23 protein-coding genes are annotated in these 21,319 nt (G+C 28.6%); 16 read left to right on the top strand and 7 right to left on the bottom strand.

The window, feature by feature from the left end; all coding sequences use genetic code 11:
- Positions 1-18: 18 nt before the first annotated feature.
- The 9 genes from ffh (at position 19) to L8X33_RS02015 (ending at position 5,558) form a co-directional block, all read left to right on the top strand.
- On the top strand, positions 19-1,356 hold the full coding sequence (gene ffh / locus L8X33_RS02055) for a signal recognition particle protein (protein WP_220566836.1): 1,338 nt from the start codon (positions 19-21) through the stop codon (positions 1,354-1,356).
- 71 nt (positions 1,357-1,427) lie between these two features.
- Entirely contained in the window at positions 1,428-1,655 is a 228-nt protein-coding gene (rpsP, locus tag L8X33_RS02050) for a 30S ribosomal protein S16 (RefSeq protein WP_012661702.1), read from the top strand.
- A gap of 2 nt (positions 1,656-1,657) precedes the next feature.
- Positions 1,658-1,903: a KH domain-containing protein gene (locus tag L8X33_RS02045; protein WP_043019956.1), complete on the top strand. Its 246-nt coding sequence runs from the start codon at positions 1,658-1,660 to the stop codon at positions 1,901-1,903.
- Complete coding sequence (rimM, locus tag L8X33_RS02040) at positions 1,893-2,417, top strand: ribosome maturation factor RimM (protein WP_263666154.1); 525 nt, start codon at positions 1,893-1,895, stop codon at positions 2,415-2,417. The genes L8X33_RS02045 and rimM overlap by 11 nt, the downstream gene beginning before the upstream one ends.
- Positions 2,414-3,118 (top strand): tRNA (guanosine(37)-N1)-methyltransferase TrmD, encoded by a 705-nt coding sequence (gene trmD, locus L8X33_RS02035; protein WP_263666155.1) that lies wholly within the window; start codon positions 2,414-2,416, stop codon positions 3,116-3,118. Before rimM ends, trmD begins: the two co-directional genes overlap by 4 nt.
- 11 nt (positions 3,119-3,129) lie before the next feature.
- Entirely contained in the window at positions 3,130-3,486 is a 357-nt protein-coding gene (gene rplS / locus L8X33_RS02030; RefSeq protein WP_012661698.1) for a 50S ribosomal protein L19, read from the top strand.
- A gap of 1 nt (position 3,487) precedes the next feature.
- The gene (locus L8X33_RS02025; protein WP_243705616.1) at positions 3,488-3,841 is read left to right on the top strand and encodes a cupin domain-containing protein; all 354 of its coding nucleotides are present in this window, start codon (positions 3,488-3,490) and stop codon (positions 3,839-3,841) included.
- A gap of 53 nt (positions 3,842-3,894) precedes the next feature.
- The gene (locus tag L8X33_RS02020; RefSeq protein ID WP_263669823.1) at positions 3,895-5,235 is read left to right on the top strand and encodes a class II 3-deoxy-7-phosphoheptulonate synthase; all 1,341 of its coding nucleotides are present in this window, start codon (positions 3,895-3,897) and stop codon (positions 5,233-5,235) included.
- The gene (locus tag L8X33_RS02015) at positions 5,229-5,558 is read left to right on the top strand and encodes a Spx/MgsR family RNA polymerase-binding regulatory protein (protein ID WP_263666156.1); all 330 of its coding nucleotides are present in this window, start codon (positions 5,229-5,231) and stop codon (positions 5,556-5,558) included. Before L8X33_RS02020 ends, L8X33_RS02015 begins: the two co-directional genes overlap by 7 nt.
- A 52-nt stretch (positions 5,559-5,610) precedes the next feature.
- Here the strand turns inward: L8X33_RS02015 and L8X33_RS02010 are convergent, their stop codons facing one another.
- From L8X33_RS02010 to L8X33_RS01990, 5 genes are all read right to left on the bottom strand, one after another.
- Positions 5,611-7,839, bottom strand: a complete 2,229-nt coding sequence (locus tag L8X33_RS02010; RefSeq protein ID WP_263669822.1) for an autotransporter outer membrane beta-barrel domain-containing protein — start codon at positions 7,837-7,839, stop codon at positions 5,611-5,613.
- A 94-nt stretch (positions 7,840-7,933) separates the two neighbouring features.
- Complete coding sequence (locus L8X33_RS02005) at positions 7,934-8,500, bottom strand: anthranilate synthase component II (RefSeq protein WP_263669821.1); 567 nt, start codon at positions 8,498-8,500, stop codon at positions 7,934-7,936.
- Entirely contained in the window at positions 8,497-10,245 is a 1,749-nt protein-coding gene (locus L8X33_RS02000) for a bifunctional anthranilate synthase component I family protein/class IV aminotransferase (protein WP_263669820.1), read from the bottom strand. The genes L8X33_RS02005 and L8X33_RS02000 overlap by 4 nt, the downstream gene beginning before the upstream one ends.
- Before the next feature lie 65 nt (positions 10,246-10,310).
- The gene (gene fliP, locus L8X33_RS01995; protein WP_133318758.1) at positions 10,311-11,045 is read right to left on the bottom strand and encodes a flagellar type III secretion system pore protein FliP; all 735 of its coding nucleotides are present in this window, start codon (positions 11,043-11,045) and stop codon (positions 10,311-10,313) included.
- A 144-nt stretch (positions 11,046-11,189) separates the two neighbouring features.
- Positions 11,190-13,535 (bottom strand): autotransporter outer membrane beta-barrel domain-containing protein, encoded by a 2,346-nt coding sequence (locus L8X33_RS01990; protein WP_263669819.1) that lies wholly within the window; start codon positions 13,533-13,535, stop codon positions 11,190-11,192.
- 161 nt (positions 13,536-13,696) lie between these two features.
- Between L8X33_RS01990 and glmU the strand changes: the two genes are divergently transcribed.
- Genes glmU through truA form a run of 7 tightly spaced genes read left to right on the top strand, consistent with a single transcriptional unit; the run spans position 13,697 to position 19,938 of the window.
- On the top strand, positions 13,697-14,989 hold the full coding sequence (gene glmU, locus L8X33_RS01985; protein ID WP_263669818.1) for a bifunctional UDP-N-acetylglucosamine diphosphorylase/glucosamine-1-phosphate N-acetyltransferase GlmU: 1,293 nt from the start codon (positions 13,697-13,699) through the stop codon (positions 14,987-14,989).
- Positions 14,986-16,149 (top strand): bifunctional phosphopantothenoylcysteine decarboxylase/phosphopantothenate--cysteine ligase CoaBC, encoded by a 1,164-nt coding sequence (coaBC, locus tag L8X33_RS01980; protein ID WP_263669817.1) that lies wholly within the window; start codon positions 14,986-14,988, stop codon positions 16,147-16,149. Before glmU ends, coaBC begins: the two co-directional genes overlap by 4 nt.
- Positions 16,146-16,766: a hypothetical protein gene (locus tag L8X33_RS01975; protein WP_263660976.1), complete on the top strand. Its 621-nt coding sequence runs from the start codon at positions 16,146-16,148 to the stop codon at positions 16,764-16,766. Before coaBC ends, L8X33_RS01975 begins: the two co-directional genes overlap by 4 nt.
- Before the next feature lies 1 nt (position 16,767).
- Complete coding sequence (gene uppS / locus L8X33_RS01970) at positions 16,768-17,436, top strand: polyprenyl diphosphate synthase (protein WP_263660975.1); 669 nt, start codon at positions 16,768-16,770, stop codon at positions 17,434-17,436.
- Positions 17,433-18,182, top strand: a complete 750-nt coding sequence (locus tag L8X33_RS01965; protein WP_263669816.1) for a prepilin peptidase — start codon at positions 17,433-17,435, stop codon at positions 18,180-18,182. The genes uppS and L8X33_RS01965 overlap by 4 nt, the downstream gene beginning before the upstream one ends.
- The gene (locus L8X33_RS01960) at positions 18,179-19,204 is read left to right on the top strand and encodes an LptF/LptG family permease (RefSeq protein ID WP_263669815.1); all 1,026 of its coding nucleotides are present in this window, start codon (positions 18,179-18,181) and stop codon (positions 19,202-19,204) included. The genes L8X33_RS01965 and L8X33_RS01960 overlap by 4 nt, the downstream gene beginning before the upstream one ends.
- Complete coding sequence (gene truA, locus L8X33_RS01955; RefSeq protein WP_263669814.1) at positions 19,204-19,938, top strand: tRNA pseudouridine(38-40) synthase TruA; 735 nt, start codon at positions 19,204-19,206, stop codon at positions 19,936-19,938. The genes L8X33_RS01960 and truA overlap by 1 nt, the downstream gene beginning before the upstream one ends.
- Here truA and L8X33_RS01950 read toward each other — a convergent pair.
- Positions 19,892-20,770, bottom strand: a complete 879-nt coding sequence (locus tag L8X33_RS01950; RefSeq protein WP_263669813.1) for an EamA family transporter — start codon at positions 20,768-20,770, stop codon at positions 19,892-19,894. The genes truA and L8X33_RS01950 overlap by 47 nt on opposite strands.
- 1 nt (position 20,771) lies before the next feature.
- Positions 20,772-21,224 (bottom strand): methylated-DNA--[protein]-cysteine S-methyltransferase, encoded by a 453-nt coding sequence (locus L8X33_RS01945; RefSeq protein WP_220567261.1) that lies wholly within the window; start codon positions 21,222-21,224, stop codon positions 20,772-20,774.
- Between the last annotated feature and the right edge of the window lie 95 nt (positions 21,225-21,319).

The following is a 21,319-nucleotide window of genomic DNA, read 5'->3' as shown; positions in this document are numbered from 1 at the left end:
TAATAAAGGGAAAATAAAGTGTTTGAAATAGTTAGTGAGTCATTTAAATCCGCGGTTAATAAACTTCGTTTTGTTGATGATGAAAAAGCTTTAAAAAATGCTCTTGACACTTTAAAAAAAGCCCTTTTAAAAGCAGATGTACATCATAAAGTTACGAAAGAATTACTCACTTTAGTAGAAAATGATGTAAAAACTAATGGCATAGGCCAAAAGCAATTTTTAGACTCAATTAAGAAAAATTTAGAAGAAATTCTTAGTGTTAAAGGTAAAAATCAAGGTTTTGTATTTGCTAGTAAGCCACCTACGGTTGTTTTGATGTGCGGTTTGCAAGGTGGTGGTAAAACTACTACTACGGTAAAAATTGCTAATTACTTAAAACTAAGAAATAAAAAAGTATTAATTGCTGCATGTGATTTGCAAAGATTAGCTGCGGTAGAGCAATTAAGACAACTCACTCAAGCTAATGAGCTTGATTTATTTTTTATAGAAAATGAAAGCAATCCTTTAAATGTAGCTAAACAAGCTTTGGAAAAAGCAAAAAATTCTATGTATGATGTTTTGCTTGTAGATACTGCCGGTCGTCTGGCAATTGATATAGCTTTGATGAATGAGCTTAAAGAAGTAAAAGCTATTTTAAATCCTGATGAAGTATTTTATGTAGCTGATGCTATGAGTGGTCAAGATGGAGTTAAAACAGCAAGTAGCTTTAATGAAGCTTTAGAAATCACTGGGGTTATTTTAAGTAAATTTGATGCAGATACTAAAGGTGGTGTTGCGCTAGGTATAGCTAAACAAATTGGTGTGCCTTTAAGATTTATTGGTGTTGGTGAGAAAGTAGCTGATTTAGAAGTATTTATCCCTGATAGGATTGTTAATCGTATCATGGGTGAAGGTGATTTGGCGACTTTGGCTGAAAAAACTGCCGCTATTATAGATGAAAAAGAAGCAAAAAAACTTAATAAAAAAATCAAAAAAGGTGAATTTAATTTCAATGACTTTTTAAATCAAATGGAAAGTGTTAAAAAACTTGGTAGTATGAAATCAATCATTGGTATGATACCTGGTTTATCATCTATGGCAGCAAATATTAAAGATATTGATTTGGATAATTCTAAAGAAATTATTCATATTAAAGCAATGATTTCATCAATGACGCCAAAAGAAAGAGAAAATCCTGATTTATTAAACAACGCAAGAAAGCGTCGTATTGCAGAGGGTGCTGGTTTATCTCAAATGGAAGTAAATCGCTTTTTAAAACAATTTAGTAATGCGGCTAAGTTGGCAAAAAAATTTTCAAACAAAAAAGGAATGGAAAATTTTATGAATATGTTGCAGCAAGCTAAAAGACCGCAATAATTAAAGCTTTTTTATGGATATATGAGTTAAAATATCTATAACAAAATTTTAATTTTTTTAGGAGTATTAAAATGACAGTAATTAGACTTACAAAAATGGGACGCAAAAAAAGACCATTTTATCGTATAGTTGTAACTGATAGTAGAAAAAGACGCGATGGTAGTTGGATAGAAAGCATTGGATATTATAATCCTATGGTTGAACCTGAAGTAGTAAAATTTGATGCTGAGCGTTTAGCTTATTGGAAGAGCGTAGGTGCTAAATTAAGCGATAGAGTAGCAGCTATTACAAGCAAATAAAAATGGTTGAAAATTTTTTAAGAGAATACGCAAAATTAATTGTTGATTTTCCTGAAAAAGTTGATATACAAAAACAAAATTTAGAAAACAATTTTGCTGAAATTATCATTTATGTTGATCCGACTGATACTGGTAAGTTGATCGGAAAAAATGGGAAATTAATCAACGCAATAAAAACAGTTATTATGGCTTATAAAGTTAAAGATGCAACTTCATATCGTATAACGGTAAAAGCTATTGAAGAATGATTTGGTCCAAGTTGCTAAACTTGGGAAAAGTGTTGGTTTGAAAGGTTATGTAAAATTACATAATTTAAGTGATTTTTATGAGCAGTTTAAAGCAGGTGCTAAATTTTTTGATGGTAATCAAAAAATTTACACCATAAAAGCTTTCGATAAAACAAGATCTTTGGTTTTATTTGAAGATTTTGAGAATTTAGAATCTGCGAAAAAACTAACTAATATTACACTATTTCAAAGCATAAAAACTACAAAAGAAACTTGTAAGTTAAAAAAAGATGAGTATTTTTATTTTGATATTATAGGCTGTGAAATTTTTGAAAATGAACAAAAATTAGGTGTAGTTGAAGATATTTTAGAAAATGGAACTGGATTTTTATTCTGTATAAAATGCGATGAAAAACTACAGACAAAGGTTAAAAACTTTTATATTCCTTATGTTGATAAATATATTCAAAAAGTTGATATAGAAAATAAAAAAATATTCACACAATCTGCTTTAGATATTTTAGAAAATTCATGAAATATACTTTTGTAAGTTTATTCCCAGAGCTTATTGAGCCTTATTTTAAAGCTTCTATTTTGGCAAGGGCAAAAGAAAAAGGAATTTTAGAATTTGATTTTGTTAATCCTAGAAATTTTACTACAAATAAACATCTAAAAGTAGATGATTATAAAATAGGCGGTGGTGCGGGACTTTTATTACAAGCTCAGCCTTTATATGATTGTTTAACGCATATTAAAAGCCAAGATAAAAATACGCATTTTATTTTTCTTTTGCCATGTGCTAAAACTTTTAAGCAAATAGATGCTAAAAGATTAAGCGTCAAAGAGCATATTTGTTTTGTATGTAGTAGATATGAGGGTTTAGATGAGCGTATTGTGGAAGAATTTGCTAATGAAGTGTTTTCTATAGGAGATTTTATACTTACAGGTGGAGAGTTAGCATCTTTGGTGATGTGTGATGCTATTAGTAGAAATATTCAAGATGTTCTTGGAAATAGTGAAAGTTTAAGTGAAGAAAGTTTTGAAAATGATTTATTAGAAGCACCATCATTTTCTAAGCCATTTGTTTTTGAAAAGGAAAATAAAAAATTTTATGTTCCTTCAGAGTTTTTAAAGGGAAATCACGCTAAAATTACAGCTTTAAAAACTACTTTGGCGTCTTGCAAAACGAAATATTTTCGTCCTGATTTGTATCAAAAGCATGAACGCAAATTTTAAGGAATATCGTTATGAAAAATAAATACATTGAGCAATTTGAGCAAAAACAAATTGAAGGTAAAAATGTTCCAGAATTTCGTGCTGGAGATACTTTAAGACTTGCTATTCGCATTAAAGAAGGCGATAAAACAAGAATTCAAAATTTTGAAGGTATTTGTATAGCGCGTAGAGGAAATGGTGTAGATGAAACTTTCATTGTGCGTAAAATAGGCGCTAATAATGTAGGTGTTGAAAGAATTTTCCCTATTTATAGTGAAAGTTTAGAAAGTATTACAGTATTAAGAAGAGGTCGTGTACGCCGTGCTAGATTATTCTATTTAAGAGATAGAAGAGGTAAGGCTGCTCGTATTAAAGAACTTAAAAAATAAAATGAAATTTAGAACTCAAATGCATGAAGTAATTTCTTGGGAACAAGAAATTGAAAATGGCATAAATATATCTAAAAAAATAGAAAATGCTTATGCTAAGGAAATATGCATAAATATGTCAAAGGATAGCTTTATGAAAGATCATAAAGCACCTTTTGATATTACTATACAAGTATTAAAAGGCTCTATTGATTTTGGAGTTTTAAATCAGCAAATTCTACTTAAATCTTTAGATAGCATTAGTTTAAAAGCTAATGAAATTCATAATCTTTTAGCACTAGAAGATTCTATAGTGCGTTTAACTCTATATAAACAAGATAGCCTTGAACGCGTTGAGAGTGTTTTGAAATCTTAATTTAAGTCTCATTTTGTATAATTTTAGCTTACTTAAAATTAGGAAGTTAAGCTATGAAATGGACTAAAGATTCTTGGAAAAATTATAAAATTCAGCAACAGCCGCAATATCCTGATGAAAATGAATTACAAGATGTTGTTAAAAAATTAGAAAAATTACCACCACTTGTTTTTGCAGGTGAGGTAGATAAGTTAAAAAAATCCCTTGCTAAGGTTGTAAATTCTCAAGCATTTTTACTCCAAGGAGGAGATTGTGCAGAGAGTTTTGTAAATTTTGGTGCTGATAATATAAGAGATATGTTTAAAGTTATGCTTCAAATGGCCATAGTACTTACTTTTGCAGGATCTTGTCCTATTGTTAAAGTAGGGCGTGTTGCAGGACAATTTGCAAAGCCAAGAAGTAATGATTTTGAAGAAGTAGATGGAGTAACACTTCCAAGTTATCGTGGGGATATTATTAATGGTTTTGAATTTAATGAAAAATCAAGGATAGCTGATCCTAAAAGAATGCTAGAAGCGTATTATCAAAGTGCTACAACTTTAAATTTATTAAGAGCTTTTTCAAGAGGTGGTTTAGCGGATTTAAGAGTAGTGCATAAGTGGAATTTGGGTTTTTTAAAAAAAGCAGAGCTTGGGAAAAAATATAATGAACTTAGTGAAAAAATCACTCAAGCTTTAGCTTTTATGCAAGCTTGTGGTATCACTGATACCCCAAATCTTTCCCAAACAGCCTTTTATACTTCTCATGAAGCCTTGCTTTTGCCTTATGAAGAAGCTTTAACTAGAGTAGATAGTTTAAGCGGGGAAATTTATGATTGTTCAGCACATATGCTTTGGATAGGTGAGCGCACTAGAAAAGCAGATGAAGCACATGTGCATTTTTTAAGTGGAGTAAAAAATCCACTCGGTGTTAAGCTTAGTGCTAATTATGATTTAGATGAAATAAAAAAGCTAGTAAGTATTTTAAATCCACATAATGAAGCAGGAAGATTAAATTTCATCATCCGTATGGGATGTGATAAGATAGAAAATGCCTTGCCAAAATTATTTAAAGAGTTAAAACAAGAAGGGTTTAATATACTTTATAGCATAGATCCTATGCATGCAAATACGGTTAAATCAGGTAATTTTAAAACAAGAGAATTTGATAAAATTATTCAAGAAGTGCGTGCGTTTTTTGAGATAGCTATAAGTGAAGGAGTGTATCCTGGTGGGGTACATTTGGAAATGACAGGGCAAAATGTAACAGAATGTGTAGGAGGCTCTTTAAATATCACTCAAGAAGAACTTTCTAAACGCTATGAAACACAATGTGATCCAAGATTAAATGCTGACCAAGCTTTAGAATTAGCATTTATCATAGCAGACTTAGTTAAAAAGGCAAGAAAATGTTAAAATTTTATGGTATTAAAAATTGTAATAGTGTTAAAAAGGCCATGGATTATTTAAATTCTAAGCAAATTGAATTTGAATTTTTAGATATTAAAAAGCTAGACGAAGAAACTTTGGCTTTTTGGCTTAGCAAAAGGAGTGTTTTAGAGCTTGTAAATACAGCGGGTATGAGTGCTAGAAAATTAGGGTTAAATAAAGAAAAACTTCAAAATTTAAACCAAGATGAAATTAAAGTGATGATTTTGCAAAATCCAACGCTTATAAAACGCCCATTAATTATAAAAGATGATGAAGTTTTTATAGCTAAAGAGTATGAGAGTTTTTAAAATGCTAGAGTGAAAAACTCTAGCATTTAGGAGTTTCTCAAAAAATATTTTTTTAGAATTTGTATTTAAAACCTACTTGACCACTTACATAAGTTTCATTTTTACCATCTGTTTTACCAGCTAGTATTTGTTTAGCTCCAATACCTGCATTTAGGCTAAATTGCTCGTTAATATCTACATTTCCACCTATGATGATTTGTCCATAAGTTTTTTTCTTATCATCACTTTTTACGCTAGGTAGTGCTACTCCATTTAAACTCGCTACATAATCATCTCCATTATTCATTACATATTGTTCTATTTTTGGAGTGATAAATAAATACGATGTTTCGCTCATATATTTTCTAAATTCAGCACCAAGTTCTAAAGAAATAGAATTATTACTAGCGCTATTGACATCTTTTCCTGCAATTCCGTTTTCTTTATAGCTTGGGGTATGCGCATAGTAGTAGTTTGCTCCGGCAAAAGGTTTGATAAATAAGGTATTATTACTAAAATCAAAAATATATCCCATGTTAGCACTCAAACCAAGGAATTTTCTATTAAAGTCAGCACTATTTGTAGTGTTAAATCCTCTATTTACAATATCTTGATCTGTTGGAGAAATTTGAGCATAAGCCTTAACATTAACTTCTACCTTTGGACTTATATGGATATTAGAATAAGCGCCAAATTGGAAATTATCTGATTTTTGGGTTAAAAGATTATCTTTTATTTCAGCGTTTGCATAAGTAAAATAAGCACCAATAATAACATCATCATTGATTTTTCTATCCATACCTATAGTGGCTCCATATAAAGCACCACTATCTCCATCTATGATGTTTGCACCGCCTATTACATTACCCCAAATGCTGTTATTATAATTATCAACATAATTTCCTCTATAATCATTAGTAGCAAATCTTATTTGAGATAATTTTGTAGCGTAATTTCCATAAGGATTATTTAACATAGCTACACGAGAACCTATAGATACATCATTTGATACATTGATAGTCGAGTTTATACCCGATGAGGCTTGATTTGCATTTGAGATAGATTTAGCTGAATCTTTTATATCATTTGCTACTTGCTCTCCAGCTTTATCAAATTTAATACTACCTATTGCATTAAAATCTTTACCGAGTGCAAGTCCATCTAAAATTTTAGAAACAAAGTCTTTGTTAGAAGTTGAAACACTAGAATCGTTGTTAATATAATCATCATTAGAGATTATTCCACTTTCAGCATTGCTAATCATATCTTGAATTTGCTTTATTTGCTCATCAATTTTTGCAATGGCTTCATCTATTTTTTCTATATTAACACCTTCTTCATCTTTGGCATCTTCTAAATCAGTTTTAATTAATTCTAGATATTTTTTATCACTTTCTAAGACTTTCTTATTATTAAGTACATTTTCATTTGCGCCACCGCTAATTAAAAGCTTATTATCTTTTGTAGAAAGTTCATAATCAACAAAATCTTTTACATCTATAGCTCTTACAATTTCATAATCAAGTCCTAAATCTTTGCTACTCATACCTACAATGTTTTCAAAATTTTTACTTATGTTTGCACTAGCTTTGTTTGAGCTTGTTATATCTTCATTAAATCCTTCGCTTGCACTCATGAAAACATAATTATTTAAAGCCAAATCACCAAAGCTTGTTGTTCCTATGGAAAAGTTTGAATTTGTGATATTTGCTTTACCATTTACTTGTATGTGGTTTTGACTTTTATTACCACCTATGGTAAATAGAGTAGATTTATCTGCTGTAAAATTTCCATTTACTTCAAGAGAACCTTGTAGGCCATGCCCATCAGCGATTAAAATAGCTGAAGATTTTATATCATCTAAAACACCATCTGTAGGATTAGATGAACCTTTTATGCTAAAATCTCCATTTACGATGGATTTTCCATCTAAGCTTTGAAATATCACATCTGTTGCCTCAGTTTTTTTAGCATTAATGGTATAGTTTGTTACATAACTAGCACCTTCGGAAGTATTTTTCAAAGTAAGATTATTAGAATTTAAGTTAATATTTACTCTTGAGAGATCTTTAAATTCATCGTTAGCTATAGCATTAGCTAGGTCTGTCATTGTGAGATTTATAGCTAAGTCTTGATTGGTATGTTCTTGTTTTAGATTGAAATTTTGACCATCACTGGTTTCAAAATAATTTTTCATAGTGTCATCTGTTATGGTAATTTCTTGTGCTAAGATAGCATTGCTTAATAAAGCACTAATACCAACTCCCATTAAAACTTTACTTGTGTAATAAGAAAGTTTCATTTGATTACTCCTTGTAAATTTAAATTGAAAAAAGCATTATACCCCCCCCCATAAATTTAAGTTTAAAGTAAATGAAAAAAATATAAATATTAGATTATTGCAAAGTAAGAAAGTTTTTAAGTAGCTTTTTGCCGTTTTGACTTAGTATGGCTTCAGGGTGGAATTGAACTCCATAAATATCGTATTTTTTATGTTTTAAAGCCATGATGATATTATCTTCACTATGGGCTAAAATTTCACATTTTTCACCTATATGATTAACATAAAGAGAGTGATATAAACAAATTTTAAAATTTTGTTTAAGATTTTTAAAAAGTGGGTTTGGTTTAAATTTTATAGTTTTTACCTTACCATGAGTTGGGTTTGGAAGTTTAGAAATTTTATCACCAAAAACATGTGCTATGCATTGGTGTCCTAGACAAATTCCAAGAATTTTTTTATCTTTTTTAAAATACTTTATAGCTTTTAAACTTAACTTTGATTCTTTTGGAGAATTTGGTCCAGGGGAGATTAAAAGATGGGTAAAATCATATTTTTTAAGCTTTTTTGGATTTTTGATTTTATCGTTTTTAATAATTTTATAAGCAATGTTTAATTCTTTTAAATAAAAGGCTATGGTGTAGGTAAAAGAATCATAATTATCTATAATCAAAACTTTCACAAAAATACCTTTTTTAAGCCTCTTAAAGAATTAATAGCATAAATTTCTTTAGCATTTAAAAGCTCATCTTTAGTGATATCTTTTTCTTTGATGAGCTTGTGTTTTAAGAGTGTTTGTCTATAAATACCATTTAGGCAGTTTTTAGCATAAGGGGTAAAATACTCATCATTTAAATTTATAATAATGTTACTTCTTGAACCCTCACAAAGTATGCCTTTTTCATCAAAAAAAACTATGTCATAGCAAATATTTTCTTTCCATAGATGAGAATTTGCCTCATATAAACTACGCAGAGAAGTTTTATGGTGTGTTAAAAGATTTACTTTTATGATGTCTTTACTTATGAGTAGTTTTTTGCTTGAATTTTCTTGTATATTGCTAAAATCAAACTCATAAAGGCCATTTTTAAAAAGTTTTAATTTAATAGCCTTTGAGCCTTTTTGAGTAAAATTACTTTTTGTAAAAAAATGATGATGATTGAAAACAAAATTGTTAAAATTTTGTAAAGATTTAAAATGGAATTTTTTATCTTTACTCTCTAGTATATTTTTAAAATCATGTTTTAATCTTTGAGTATCAAAGCCAAAAAAATTAGCTGAGTTTAAAATTCTTGTCAAATGTTCTTTGAAAAATAAAATAGAATGATTTTTATAATACATTGTTTCAAATAAATAAAAGTTAGGTTTTAAAATTTTACTTTTTAGTTTTAATTCTTCAAATTCATCTTGTTTTTGTGAATCCCACACAAGTCCGCTTCCCACACCATATCTTAAAAAATCATCATTATTTTTTTTCTCTAAAGTGCGTATGGCTACGCTAAATTTTGCTTTATCTTTATGGATTAAACCTATCGCTCCACAATAAATCCCGCGTTTTCTTTGCTCTAAATTTTCTATGAGTTTAATAGTTTCTATTTTGGGTGCACCTGTGATAGATCCACATGGAAAAAGGGCTTTGAAAATTTTAAAATAATCATTTTTTGGCTTTAATTTCCCACTTATTTTTGAAATGAGTTGGTGTAAGGTAGGGTAGGTTTTAACCTTAAAAAGTTCGCATTTTAAAGAATGTTTTTTGATGAGTTTTGAAATATCATTGCGTAATAAATCAACTATCATTACATTTTCGCTAATAGTTTTTTCATCGCATTTTAAAAAGTTTTTTAGATTTTCATCTTCTTTTGGATTATTTGAGCGTTTGATTGTGCCTTTCATGGGTTTTGTGATGATTTTTTTATTTTTGATTTTAAAAAAAAGTTCAGGTGAAAATGAAGCCAATTCTAAAAATTCATTTTTCATATAAGCTTTATAGGGGGTATTTTGCTTAGGATAAAGGCTTAAAAAACTCTCATACACATTAAGATTTGATTGTAAATGTAGTTCTTGAGTAAGATTAACTTGATAACTTTGACCTTTAGCTATGGCTTCTTTGACTTTGTCAAAGTTTTCAAAATACTTTTCTTGGTTTAAATTGGATGAAAAACTTGGATAAAAGTCTAAATTTTTTTCTTCGTTTGTAAAGATTTTTTTTGATTTAAAAGCAAAAAAATATAAAAAAGGCTCTTTGCTTTTATAATTTTTATCTTCTAGATATTTATAGAATTCATATTGAATATAGCCTAAAAAATAATATTGATTTTTATATTTTTCTATGATTTTAAAAGCTTTTTTACTTTCTTTTTGAGTGTGAGCTTTAAGAGTGAAGGCAAGATCATCATAAAGGTATTTTCCAAATATAGCAAATGCCATTTAAAATCTTTGATTTAGAAAAATACAAATAAAGCTAATAATACACATATTTTTGCTCTAAATTGCTAAGTTAAAAAGCTTTTGACGAGATTTTGTATAAGCAAATTCCATCCATCTACCAAAACAAAAATAAGCAATTTAAAAGGCATGGAAATCATAACAGGTGGTAACATCATCATACCCATAGCCATTAGCACTGAGCTTACTACCATATCAATAACTAAAAATGGCAAGAAAAGTAAAAAGCCTATTTCAAAAGCAGTTTTGAGTTCACTTATCATAAAAGCAGGCACTAAAACCGTTAAAGGAACATCATCTATAGTTTTTGGATTTTCTAAATTTCTGATCCTATAAAAAAGTGCTAAGTCTTTTTCTCTGGTATTTTTTAACATGAAATCTTTAAAAGGTTTAACGCCTTTAGCAAAGGCTTCTTCATAGCCTATTTGTTCAGCAATATAGGGTTTTATGCCTTCATTGTATGATTTTGTAGCAACAGGTTCCATAATAAAAAAAGTTAAAATCAAAGCTAGTGTCGCTAAGATAGTATTTGGAGGCATGGTTTGTGTGCCAAGAGCAGTTCTTAAAAAAGAAAAAACTACTATAAGTCTTAAAAATGAAGTCATTACAAAGATGATAGTTGGAGCAAGTGCTAGTATAGTTAAAACTATAATTATATTTAAAGTTGTTACGAGCTGTTGAGGGCTATTTGGGGCACTAAGGCTTAAATTTACAGTTGGTATAGTTGCTTCAGCACCAAAAAGAGCTAGGCTTGATAAAAATAAAACTAGTAAAACCCTCAAAATATTTCCTTGGTTAAAATTAAAAGCATTATTTTAGCAATTTTACTCTTAAAAATGCAATTTATATGATTGAATTAATGGTTTATTTTTAAAATGCTAGAGTGAAAAACTCTAGCATTTAGGAGTTTCTCAAAAAATATTTTTTTAGAATTTGTATTTAAAACCTACTTGACCACTTACATAAGTTTCATTTTTACCATCTGTTTTACCAGCTAGTATTTGTTTAGCTCCAATACCTGCATTTAGGCTAAATTGCTCGTTAATATCTACATTTCCACCTATGATGATTTGTCCATAAGTTTTTTTCTTATCATTACCTTTGATGATAAAATTTGAATTTGATCCAACAAATCCAGCTATATAATCATCTCCATTATTCATTACATATTGTTCTATTTTTGGAGTGATAAATAAATATGATGTTTCGCTCATATATTTTCTAAATTCAGCACCGAGTTCTAAAGATATGGAATTATTTGTCATACTTTGAACATCTTTTGCAAACATACCACTTTCTTTATAACTTGGAGTGTGTGCGTAGTAGTAATTTATACCAGCAAAAGGCTTGATGAATAATGATGATGAATTTGGATTAAAAATTCTACCGGCATTAGCACTTAAACCAAAGAATTTACTATCAAAATCAGCCTTATTAGAATCATTTAACATTACAACACTTTGATCTGTTGGAGAAATTTGCCCGTAAGCTCTTAGATTAATTTCCCATTGATCGTTTGGATTAATTAAAGAATAAATACCAAATTGATAGTTATCTGATTTTTGTTCCATAACTCCATCTTTGATAGTTGAATCAGCATAAGTAAAGTAAAAACCAAGCAAAGCATTATCATTGATTTTTCTATCAGCACCTAGTGTAAATCCATATAAAGCACCACTATCTCCATCTATGATATTTGCACCACCAAAAACATTACCCCAAAAGCTATTATTAAATGAAGAATTTCCATAATAATTATAAACATCGCTTGCTAGTGCTGCTATATGGGTTGTAGCAAATTTTTCTACTAAAGCTTTATCTTGATAAGGATTTGAAAGTTTTGCTATTCTTGTTCCAATTGCTAGGTCATTTGCTACACCTATAGATGAATTAACAGAAGAATTTTGAGCATTATTTACTATAGCTTTTGCACTTGCTTTTGTATTTGTGGTAAGTGTGTTTAGATTTTTTCCTGTGGTATCTAGAGTGAGTGCTGCGATAGCATCATTGCTAAGTTTAGAATCTAAAATACTATTTAGCATATTTACAGCTAAATTTTTATTTTCTAAGCTAATATCTTTCATATTTTCAACTAAATCACCACCATCAAATTTTCCACCATTATCTTGTATATCTTGGATTTGTTGTTCTAATTTTTTAATTTGTTCTTGCAGTTCTTTTTCTGCTTGTGCTATGGCCTCAAGCATAGCATCATCGCCAATATATCCTGGTTTTTGGTAGGTTCCAAATCCAGAATTTTCTAAATTTTCATTTCTTTTAATATCTTCTTTTATATTATTAAAGCTATCTAAAGCTTCTTTTCTAATATCAATTTCAGATTTTAATATTTTTGATAAATCTCTTACATTTTCATTAGCACCACCGCTAATTAAAAGACTTTTGCCATCATTAGAAACACTAAGTTTATAATCTGTAAATTGAGCCAAATCAGTATCTTCAAAAAATACATTTTTTGGTAGTAAATTGCTTGTTTCAAGCATGCTTGTTATATCTTTAGTATATAGTGCCGTTACTAAGTTTTTATCTATATCTTGGTTAAAACTACCTGTAGTTTTTATAGCTACATAGTTGTTTATACCTAAATTTGAAACACTATTTGTGCTTATACCTATAGCTGAATCTTTTATATTTACATCTCCATCTACAGAGATTAAGCCACCTTTTTTATTTGCATCAAATATACCAATAAAAGAATTATTTACATTTAAATTTCCTTGTATGCTCATATAGCCATCTTTTTCGCCATATCCATTCCATACATCTAAAGCAGGTCTATCAAGTTCTTCGTTGCTTATATTATCATTTGTTATAGGTGAGCTACCATTAAGCGTAACATTTCCTTTTATATTAAAAGCTTTATTTGCTTCTAAGGTAGCTCTATCAGAATTTAAAATGATTTCTTTTGCTTCTAAATTAACACTATATAAATCATATTTTGCTTCATTAGTTGAAGTGCTACCTACATCTATCCAGTCTGAATCAGATCCTATGGTTAAAACGCCACTTGTTTTGATATTAAATTCATTTATAGGCTTATCATTATTTTCTCCAATATAATAAGATTGAATATCTGAAGGGCTTATTTTTAATTCTATGTTTTGTTTAGAATCTAAACTCCAAATTCCATCTTTATAACTAAAATAACTAGAAAAATTTTCATGATTTATTTCTTGAGCTAAAGCAGTACTGCTTAATAAAGCACTAATGCTAACTCCCATTAAAACTTTACTTGTGTAATAAGAAAGTTTCATTTGATTACTCCTTGTAAATTTAAATTGAAAAAAGCATTATACCCCCCCCATAAATTTAAGTTTAAAGTAAATGAAAATCTGTAAAAAACAAATAACAACTAGTAAGAATTTTTACTTTAGCTTGTTAAAATAAGCAATAATTTTTAAAACAAAGGTAAATTATGAAAATTTCTGTGCTTATTTTGGCTGCTGGACTTGGCACGCGTATGAAATCACAAAATCCAAAAGTGCTTCAAAAAATTTGCTCAAAAGCAATGATTTTACATATTTTAAAACAAGCATATAAAATTAGTGATGATGTATGTGTGGTGCTTTCTCATCAAAAAGAAAAGGTTGAACAAGTTGTTTTAGAGCATTTTCCAAATACACGCTTTTTAGAACAAGACTTGCAAAATTTTCCAGGTACTGCAGGGGCTTTAAGAAATTATGAAAGTAAATATGAAAAAGTATTGATTTTATGTGGCGATATGCCTTTAGTTAAAGCAGATGATTTAGAAAAAATAGCTTTAAATGAGAGTGATTTTAATGTGGCAGTTTTTGAGGCAAAAGATCCAAAAAGTTATGGAAGAATAGTTTTAAAAGAAAATAAAATTCAAAAAATAGTAGAAACAAAAGATGCAAGCAAAGAAGAGCTTGCTATAAACATTTGCAATAGTGGTGTTTATGCTATAAAAGCACAAATTTTAAAAGAAGTATTGCCTTTGATAAAAAATGATAATAAAGCTAAAGAGTATTATTTAACCGATGCGGTTTATTTAGCAAAAGAAAAGGGCTATGAAATCGATGCGGTGTTTGTAAATGAGCAAGATTTTATGGGGGTAAATGATAAAATTGAGCTTTGCCTAGCTCAAGATCTTATGCAAGAAGCGATTAAAAAAGAATGGATGAAGCAAGGAGTGATTTTTCACATGCCTGCGACGACTTTTATTTCAGATGAAGTTGAGTTTGTAGGTGAGTGTGAAGTGTATGAAAATGTGCGCATAGAAGGAAAATCAAAAATCATTAATTCTATCATTAAAAGTTCAAGTGTGATTGAAGATAGTATAGTAGAAAATAGCGATGTAGGGCCTTTAGCGCATTTGCGTCCAAAATGCCAGCTTAAAAATACCCATATAGGAAATTTCGTAGAATGCAAAAATGCTTTATTAAATGGAATTAAAGCAGGGCATTTGAGTTATTTAGGGGATTGTGAGATAGATGAGGGAACTAATATAGGTTGTGGTACTATCACTTGTAATTATGATGGGGTTAAAAAGCATAAGACCAAAATAGGTAAAAATGTTTTTGTGGGTTCAGATACGCAATTTATCGCTCCGGTTGAGATAAAAGATGAGGTAATCATCGCAGCAGGAAGCACCGTGTGTAAGGATGTAGAAAAAGGCTCTTTGTATATTAATAGAGCAAAGACGCAAATTATAGAAGATTTTTACTATAAAAAACTAGGTAAAAAATGAAAACAATCTTACTAGCAGTAAGTGGAAGCATAGCCTTTTATAAAGCTTATGAGCTTATTTCTTTATTAAAAAAAGAAGGTTTTAGGGTTAAAGTTTTACTAAGTTTGGGAGTTTTAAAATTTGGCACTAAGCTTAGCTTTGAAGCTTTAGCGGATGAAGTTTTATGTGAAGATAATGAAAGTTGGCAAAATACTAATAATCATATAGCTTTTAGTAAGACTTGCGATTGTGTGCTTTTTGTGCCTGCTAGTATAAATTCTATTAATAAATTAAACTATGGTATAGCAGATAATTTATTTATTCAAACTTTAATAGCAGTAGATAAAAATAAACCATTTTTAATCGCACCCGCTGCAAATACAAACATGTATTTACATTTTAGCACTCAAAATTCTTTAAAAAATTTAAAAGAGCAAGGTTATATTATCATTGATCCTATAGTTAAAACTCTAGCTTGTAAAGATGAGGGCTTAGGAGCTTTGGCTGAGCTTGATAGTATTATAAATGTTTTAAAAAGAAGTCTAATGCAAGAAGATTTTTTTAAAGATAAAAGTTTTATTGTAAGTGGTGGTGGCACTAAAGAAAAAATTGATGATGTAAGATGTATTAGTAATTTTTCAAGTGGAAAAATGGCAAAGGCAATTGCTGATGCCTTGTATTTTTTAGGTGCTAAGGTGGTGCTAGTTAGCTCAGTAGAGTTTAAAACACCTTATAAACTAGAAAAATTTGAATCTTCTTTAGAACTAAAAGAAAAATTGCAAAAATACAAAGATTTTGATGCTTTAATTATGGCTGCTGCTGTGAGTGATTTTACTCTAAAAGCTTATAAGGGGAAGATTAAGAAAAATGAGCATTTAAACGGACTTGATTTAAAATTAAAGCTGAATGAAGACATCTTAAAAAATTTAGATTTTAAAGGCAAAAAAATAGGCTTTAAAATGGAATTTGATGAGCAAAATGCTTTAGAAAATGCTAAAAAAACTTTAGTTAGTAAAAATTTAGATATGGTGTGTTTAAATGTCTTAAATGAGCAAATGAACTTTGGAAGTGATGAAAATAGCATTTGTTTTATCACTAAAGATAGTATCTTTGAAAGTTCTAAACAAAGCAAAGAAAAACTTGGTTTTATTTTAGCACAAGAATTAAGGAAACTTTGGTGAATATCATCAACTCAACCTTACCTGTAAGAATGCAAATTTTAGAAAAACGCGCATATAATCGCTATGTATTGCTTTTAAACACTAAAAAGCTTGAAACAAAAAGTTTGATAGAGCTTGAAGTAGGGGAGGAGTATTTAGCTGAAGTTTATGAAGATAAAGGCGTGATTTCTTTTAAAAATCTTTTGAAAAAGCCTAAAATTAGACTTTTTGAAGAAGGGACTGAACTTATAGAAAAGCTTTTACAAGAAGGTGATGAAAAAGCTTGGTATAAAAAATTCATTATCCAAAGACTTATGGAAAGCAAAAGCGCATATGAGTTTGAAATTTATAAGGAAATGTTTTTTGCGTTTTTTGAAGGAATTTATCATATACCTTTTGTTTATGAGGGAAATAGAGCTTTATTTGAAGCTAAGAAAAATGGAAATATTTTAGAGGTGTATTTGTATTTTGAAATTTTTGGTGCTTTAAAAATTATAATTGATAATGGTAAAATCATACGCATACAAACACCTTTTGCCAAAGTAGCACATTTTTTAAACGAGTATTTTAAATTTGAAGTAGTTAATACGCTCAATCCTATGTTTGTTTTTAAAAGATTGATGGATATAAAGGGATAGAATGAATGAGTTAAAGCATCTTGCTGTAGTAATGGATGGCAATAGAAGATGGGCTAGAAAAAATGGACTTTTAGAAAAAATTGGCTATAGTCAAGGTGCTAAAGTTGTTGAAAAAATTATAGAAGTATGTATAGATGAAAAAATTCAAAATCTAACCCTTTATGCTTTTAGTACAGAAAATTGGCAAAGACCAAAAGAAGAAGTGGAGTTTCTTTTTAAGCTGTTAAATAAATATCTTGATGAATCTTTAAATAAATTTATAGCTAATGAAGTGCGTTTTAAAGCCATAGGAAATTTAAGTCTTTTGGATGAATTAACCTTAAAAAAAATACAAAATTTTCAAGAACAAACTAAAAATTACACAAAATTATGCGTAAATTTAGCTATTTCTTACGGAGGCAAGGATGAAATAGTTAGAGCGGTTAAAAAGGTGATTGAAAAAAATCTTGAAATTAATGAAGCAAATATACAAGCAAATCTTGACTTAAGTGAAGATGTGGATTTGTTTTTAAGGGTAGGGAGTGCTAAAAGAATTTCAAATTTTTTATTATGGCAGTCAAGTTATGCAGAAATTTATTTTAGTCAAACTTTATTTCCTGCACTTACTAAAAAAGAAATCACAAATATCATTACTGAGTTTAAAAAACGCAAAAGAACCTTTGGTAAATGATATTTTTATTTTTATTACTAGGGCTTTGTGTGGGTTCTTTTGTCAATGTTTTGATTTTAAGAACGATTAATAAAGAAAGCATAATAAGCCCAAGATCAAAATGCCCTAAGTGTTTTAAAACTTTGAAATTTTATCATCTTTTTCCTTTGTTATCTTTTGTATTTTTAAAAGGCAAATGTGTTTTTTGTAAAGAAAGAATTTCTTTGATTTATCCTTTTAATGAATTTATTTGTGCGTGTTTGTTTGTCTTTGCTTTTTATTTAATCGAAGATGTTTTTCAAATTTTAATTTTTGCTTGTATGCTAGCTGTATTACTAGCACTTTCTTGGATGGATTATTATCTAAAAGCAGTGAGTGAGCTTTGGCTTTGGATTTTGTTTGTTTTAGCTTTTTGTTTTGATTTTTTGCAAAATGGTTTAAATTTAGAGGATTTTCAAGATAGCTTTTTATTTAGAGTGTGTTTTGGAGCGGGGTTAATTTTTATACTAAAAAGTGTGATTAATTTTATTAAAAATTTTAAAAAAAGAGATGAAATTTTAGAAAGTTTAGGGGAAGGTGATGTTATAATAATAGCTTTGATTTTTGGAATTTTTGGCTATGAAAAAGGCTTTTTGATTTTATTTATTGCAAGTTTTTTAAGTCTTTTGATGTTTATAAAAATAGCCAAGAAAGATTATCAAATGCCTATGATTCCTTTTTTATTTTGTGGAATTTTGATTAATCTAAGTGTAGAAAGTATATTATGAAACTAGTTTATAAGTATTTGCTTAATCAGTTTTTAAGTACAATGTTATCTTTATTTTTTACTTTATTTATTATTGTTTCGATTATTTTTTTTATACAACTTGCTAAAATTACCGCTTATATTGAAATTACTTTTTTTGAATTAATCAAATTATATATTTTTCTTTTACCAAAGATATTAATTTTTACTCTACCCATATCTTTTTTCATAGCTTTGACTTTGGCCTTTTATAGACTTTCTAGGGAAAATGAAAGCACAGTGTTATTTGCTTTGAGTATAGCTCCAAGCATGATAGCAAGTTTTTTTGCAAAAATTGCAGTTTTGGTAAGTGCTTTTATGCTTGTGGTGGTTTTGGTTTTTATACCTATATCTTTTGAACTTTTTGATAATTTTGTAGATTATAAAAAAATTAGTGCTAAAGTAAGTATAAAAACAGGGGAATTTGGACAAAGATATGGAGAATGGCTTGTTTTTATCGATGCCAAAAATTCTGATGAAACTTATAAAAATATCATAATGTATCATCCAAAGAAAAACCCACAAGATAAAGAACAAGTGATTTTAGCCAAAGAAGGAAAGTTAGAAACAAATGATGGTGTTATTACTTTTAAACTAGATGAAGGAAAGGCTTATGAGATTAAAGAAGAAGATTGGCATATTTCTAGTTTTAAAAATTTATTAATTAAAAGCAAACTTTCTTCTAAAGAATTAAATACTCAAAGTTTTTATGGGTATTGGTCTGATGTAACAAGCAATAAAGAAAAAGCAAAAGAATTTGTTATTTATATTCTTATAGCTTTATTTCCTTTAGCTAGCGTGCTTTTTGCACTCTCTTTTGGTATAGTAACTTATCGTTATGAAAAAGGTTTTGCTTATTTTGGAATTTTTGTGATTATTTTTGCTTATTTTACGCTTTTGATTAGTTTTTATAACCCTCCTTTTGTAGCTATTGCTGTGATTTTTTCAAGCTTTTTAATTACTTCTTTGTTTTATTTTAAAGCAAAAATTGCAAGTAAGTATTAATGCTTTTAAAATTAACTTTTTCTTATGATGGTTCTAAATTTCAAGGTTCAGCCACCCAGCCACATAAGCTTAGTGTTCAAGATACCTTAGCGCAGGCCTTGTCGCATTTGGGTATTTATGAAAAGCCTTTATTTGCTTCAAGAACTGATAAAGGTGTGCATGCATTTAATGCAGTCGCTTGCGTAAAAGCGGGAGAACATTTTAAAGATTTTGTATATTTAAAAAATAAAATCAATCATTTTGCACACCCATTTATACATATAAAGCATATCCAAAGAATGCAAGAAAATTTCCAAGTGCGTTTTGATGTGCAAAAAAGAGCATATCGCTATATTATAAGTCATGAAAAATATAATCCTTTTTTAGCCTCATATGTGCATTTTTATCCAAAAATAAATATTAAATTAGCTAAGGAAATTGCTTTTTTATTTGAAGGAGAGCATAATTTTAAACTCTTTCAAAAAGAAGGTTCTGATAATAAAACAAGTATAAGAAAAATGTATAAAACTAGAGTTTATGCTTATAAAAATTACACTGTGTTTTATTTTGAAGCAAATGGTTTTTTAAGATCTCAAATTAGAATGATGATGGCAAGTATTTTAAAAGTACTAGAAGGAAAAATGAGTAAAAATGAGCTTTTAGAGCAAATCAATGCTAAAAAAGCTCATTGTAGATTTTTAGTTCCTGCTAGTGGTTTGTATTTGAGTAAGATTTCTTATTATAATAATGCATGATTTTTTTATGTATAAAAAATGAAAAAAGAATGATCAAGGTCCCTATGCAAAAAGGTAGTAGCTCTACATCTACTCCAAAAATACTCATATTGATAAAAATACTTATAGGTATAATAGCATTATTCATCAAGGCTAAAACCCCGCTATCTACTTCAGTGGAGCCTTTGTTCCATAAAAAATATCCAAGTCCTGAAGCAATAGTCCCAAGATAAATCAAAGCTATCCAAGAACTTAAATTGGATGGTAAATTATTATAATCTCCAAAAAATAAAAAAGCAGGTAGGGTTATACTGGTTGCGCCTAAATAAAAATAAGCGAAAGCTTCTTTTTGATTTAAATTTGTATTTTTTTCTAATAAAATTTTATAAAAACTTTGTCCAGTGCCAAATACTAAATTAGCTCCTTGAATAAGTAAAAAGCCATATAAAAAATTAGAGTTAATATTATCAAATTTAACTACAAAAGCACCTACAATACATATAAAAATACTTATAAAATATAAATATCTAAGATTTTTTGAAAAAAGCCCATAAAAAAGTACAACATAAAAAGGTGTAAAAATCGTAAAAAGTGCCACTTCGCTTACACTTAAATATAAAAAAGAATGATAATAAAATAAATTCATCACACCAAGTTGTAAAGCTCCAATGCTTATGAGTTTTAGTTTTAAATGCAAATTCAGCTTAAAATTTAAAAAAGGTAAAAATACTAATAAAGACAAAAAAACTTTTGCAAATGCAGCAAAAAAACTATCCATTTCTAAGGTTATAAAATGCCCAATTAATGGAAAAGAAAAAGCCCAAATAAAACTTGCTAGTAATAAACTTGGCATTTTAAAGCACACCTTCTAATTTAAGTAAAGCTTCTTTGATAAATAAACCACCATTGTATCCGCCTAAGTGATTTTTAGCTACCACTCTATGACAAGGTATAAAAATTGCAAGTTTGTTTTTAGAATTTGCATTACCTACCGCTCTAAAAGCTTTTGGATGATTGATAAAAGAAGCAATTTCTTGATATGTTTTAGTTTGTCCATAGGGAATTTTAATTAAAGCTTTATATACTTTTTGCTCAAATTCGCTCCCCTGAAGAGCTAGGGGTGTATTAAAGAAAAAAAGTTTTTTATTAAAATAAAGGTCTAGTTCTTCTAAGGCTTGTTCTAAAATAATGTGTTTATCTTTGCTAAAATTGGGCTTATATGTTATAAAATCAACATTGATAAGTTTATTTTCATTACTCTGCAAAAGAATATAAGCAAAACTAGCTTTGTAAAAACTTTGATACATTTTTTCCTCATTTTAAAATAATCATTGTATGAATTTTAAATTAATTAATTGTTATTAAAGCAAAAATTTAGTTAAAATAGTGATTTAATTTATAT

Source organism: Campylobacter sp. CNRCH_2014_2849 (genome assembly GCF_025772845.1).
Lineage (GTDB): Bacteria > Campylobacterota > Campylobacteria > Campylobacterales > Campylobacteraceae > Campylobacter_D > Campylobacter_D lari_D.
Note: the sequence above shows the minus strand (reverse complement) of the source record. Positions and strands in the feature narration are given on the sequence as shown.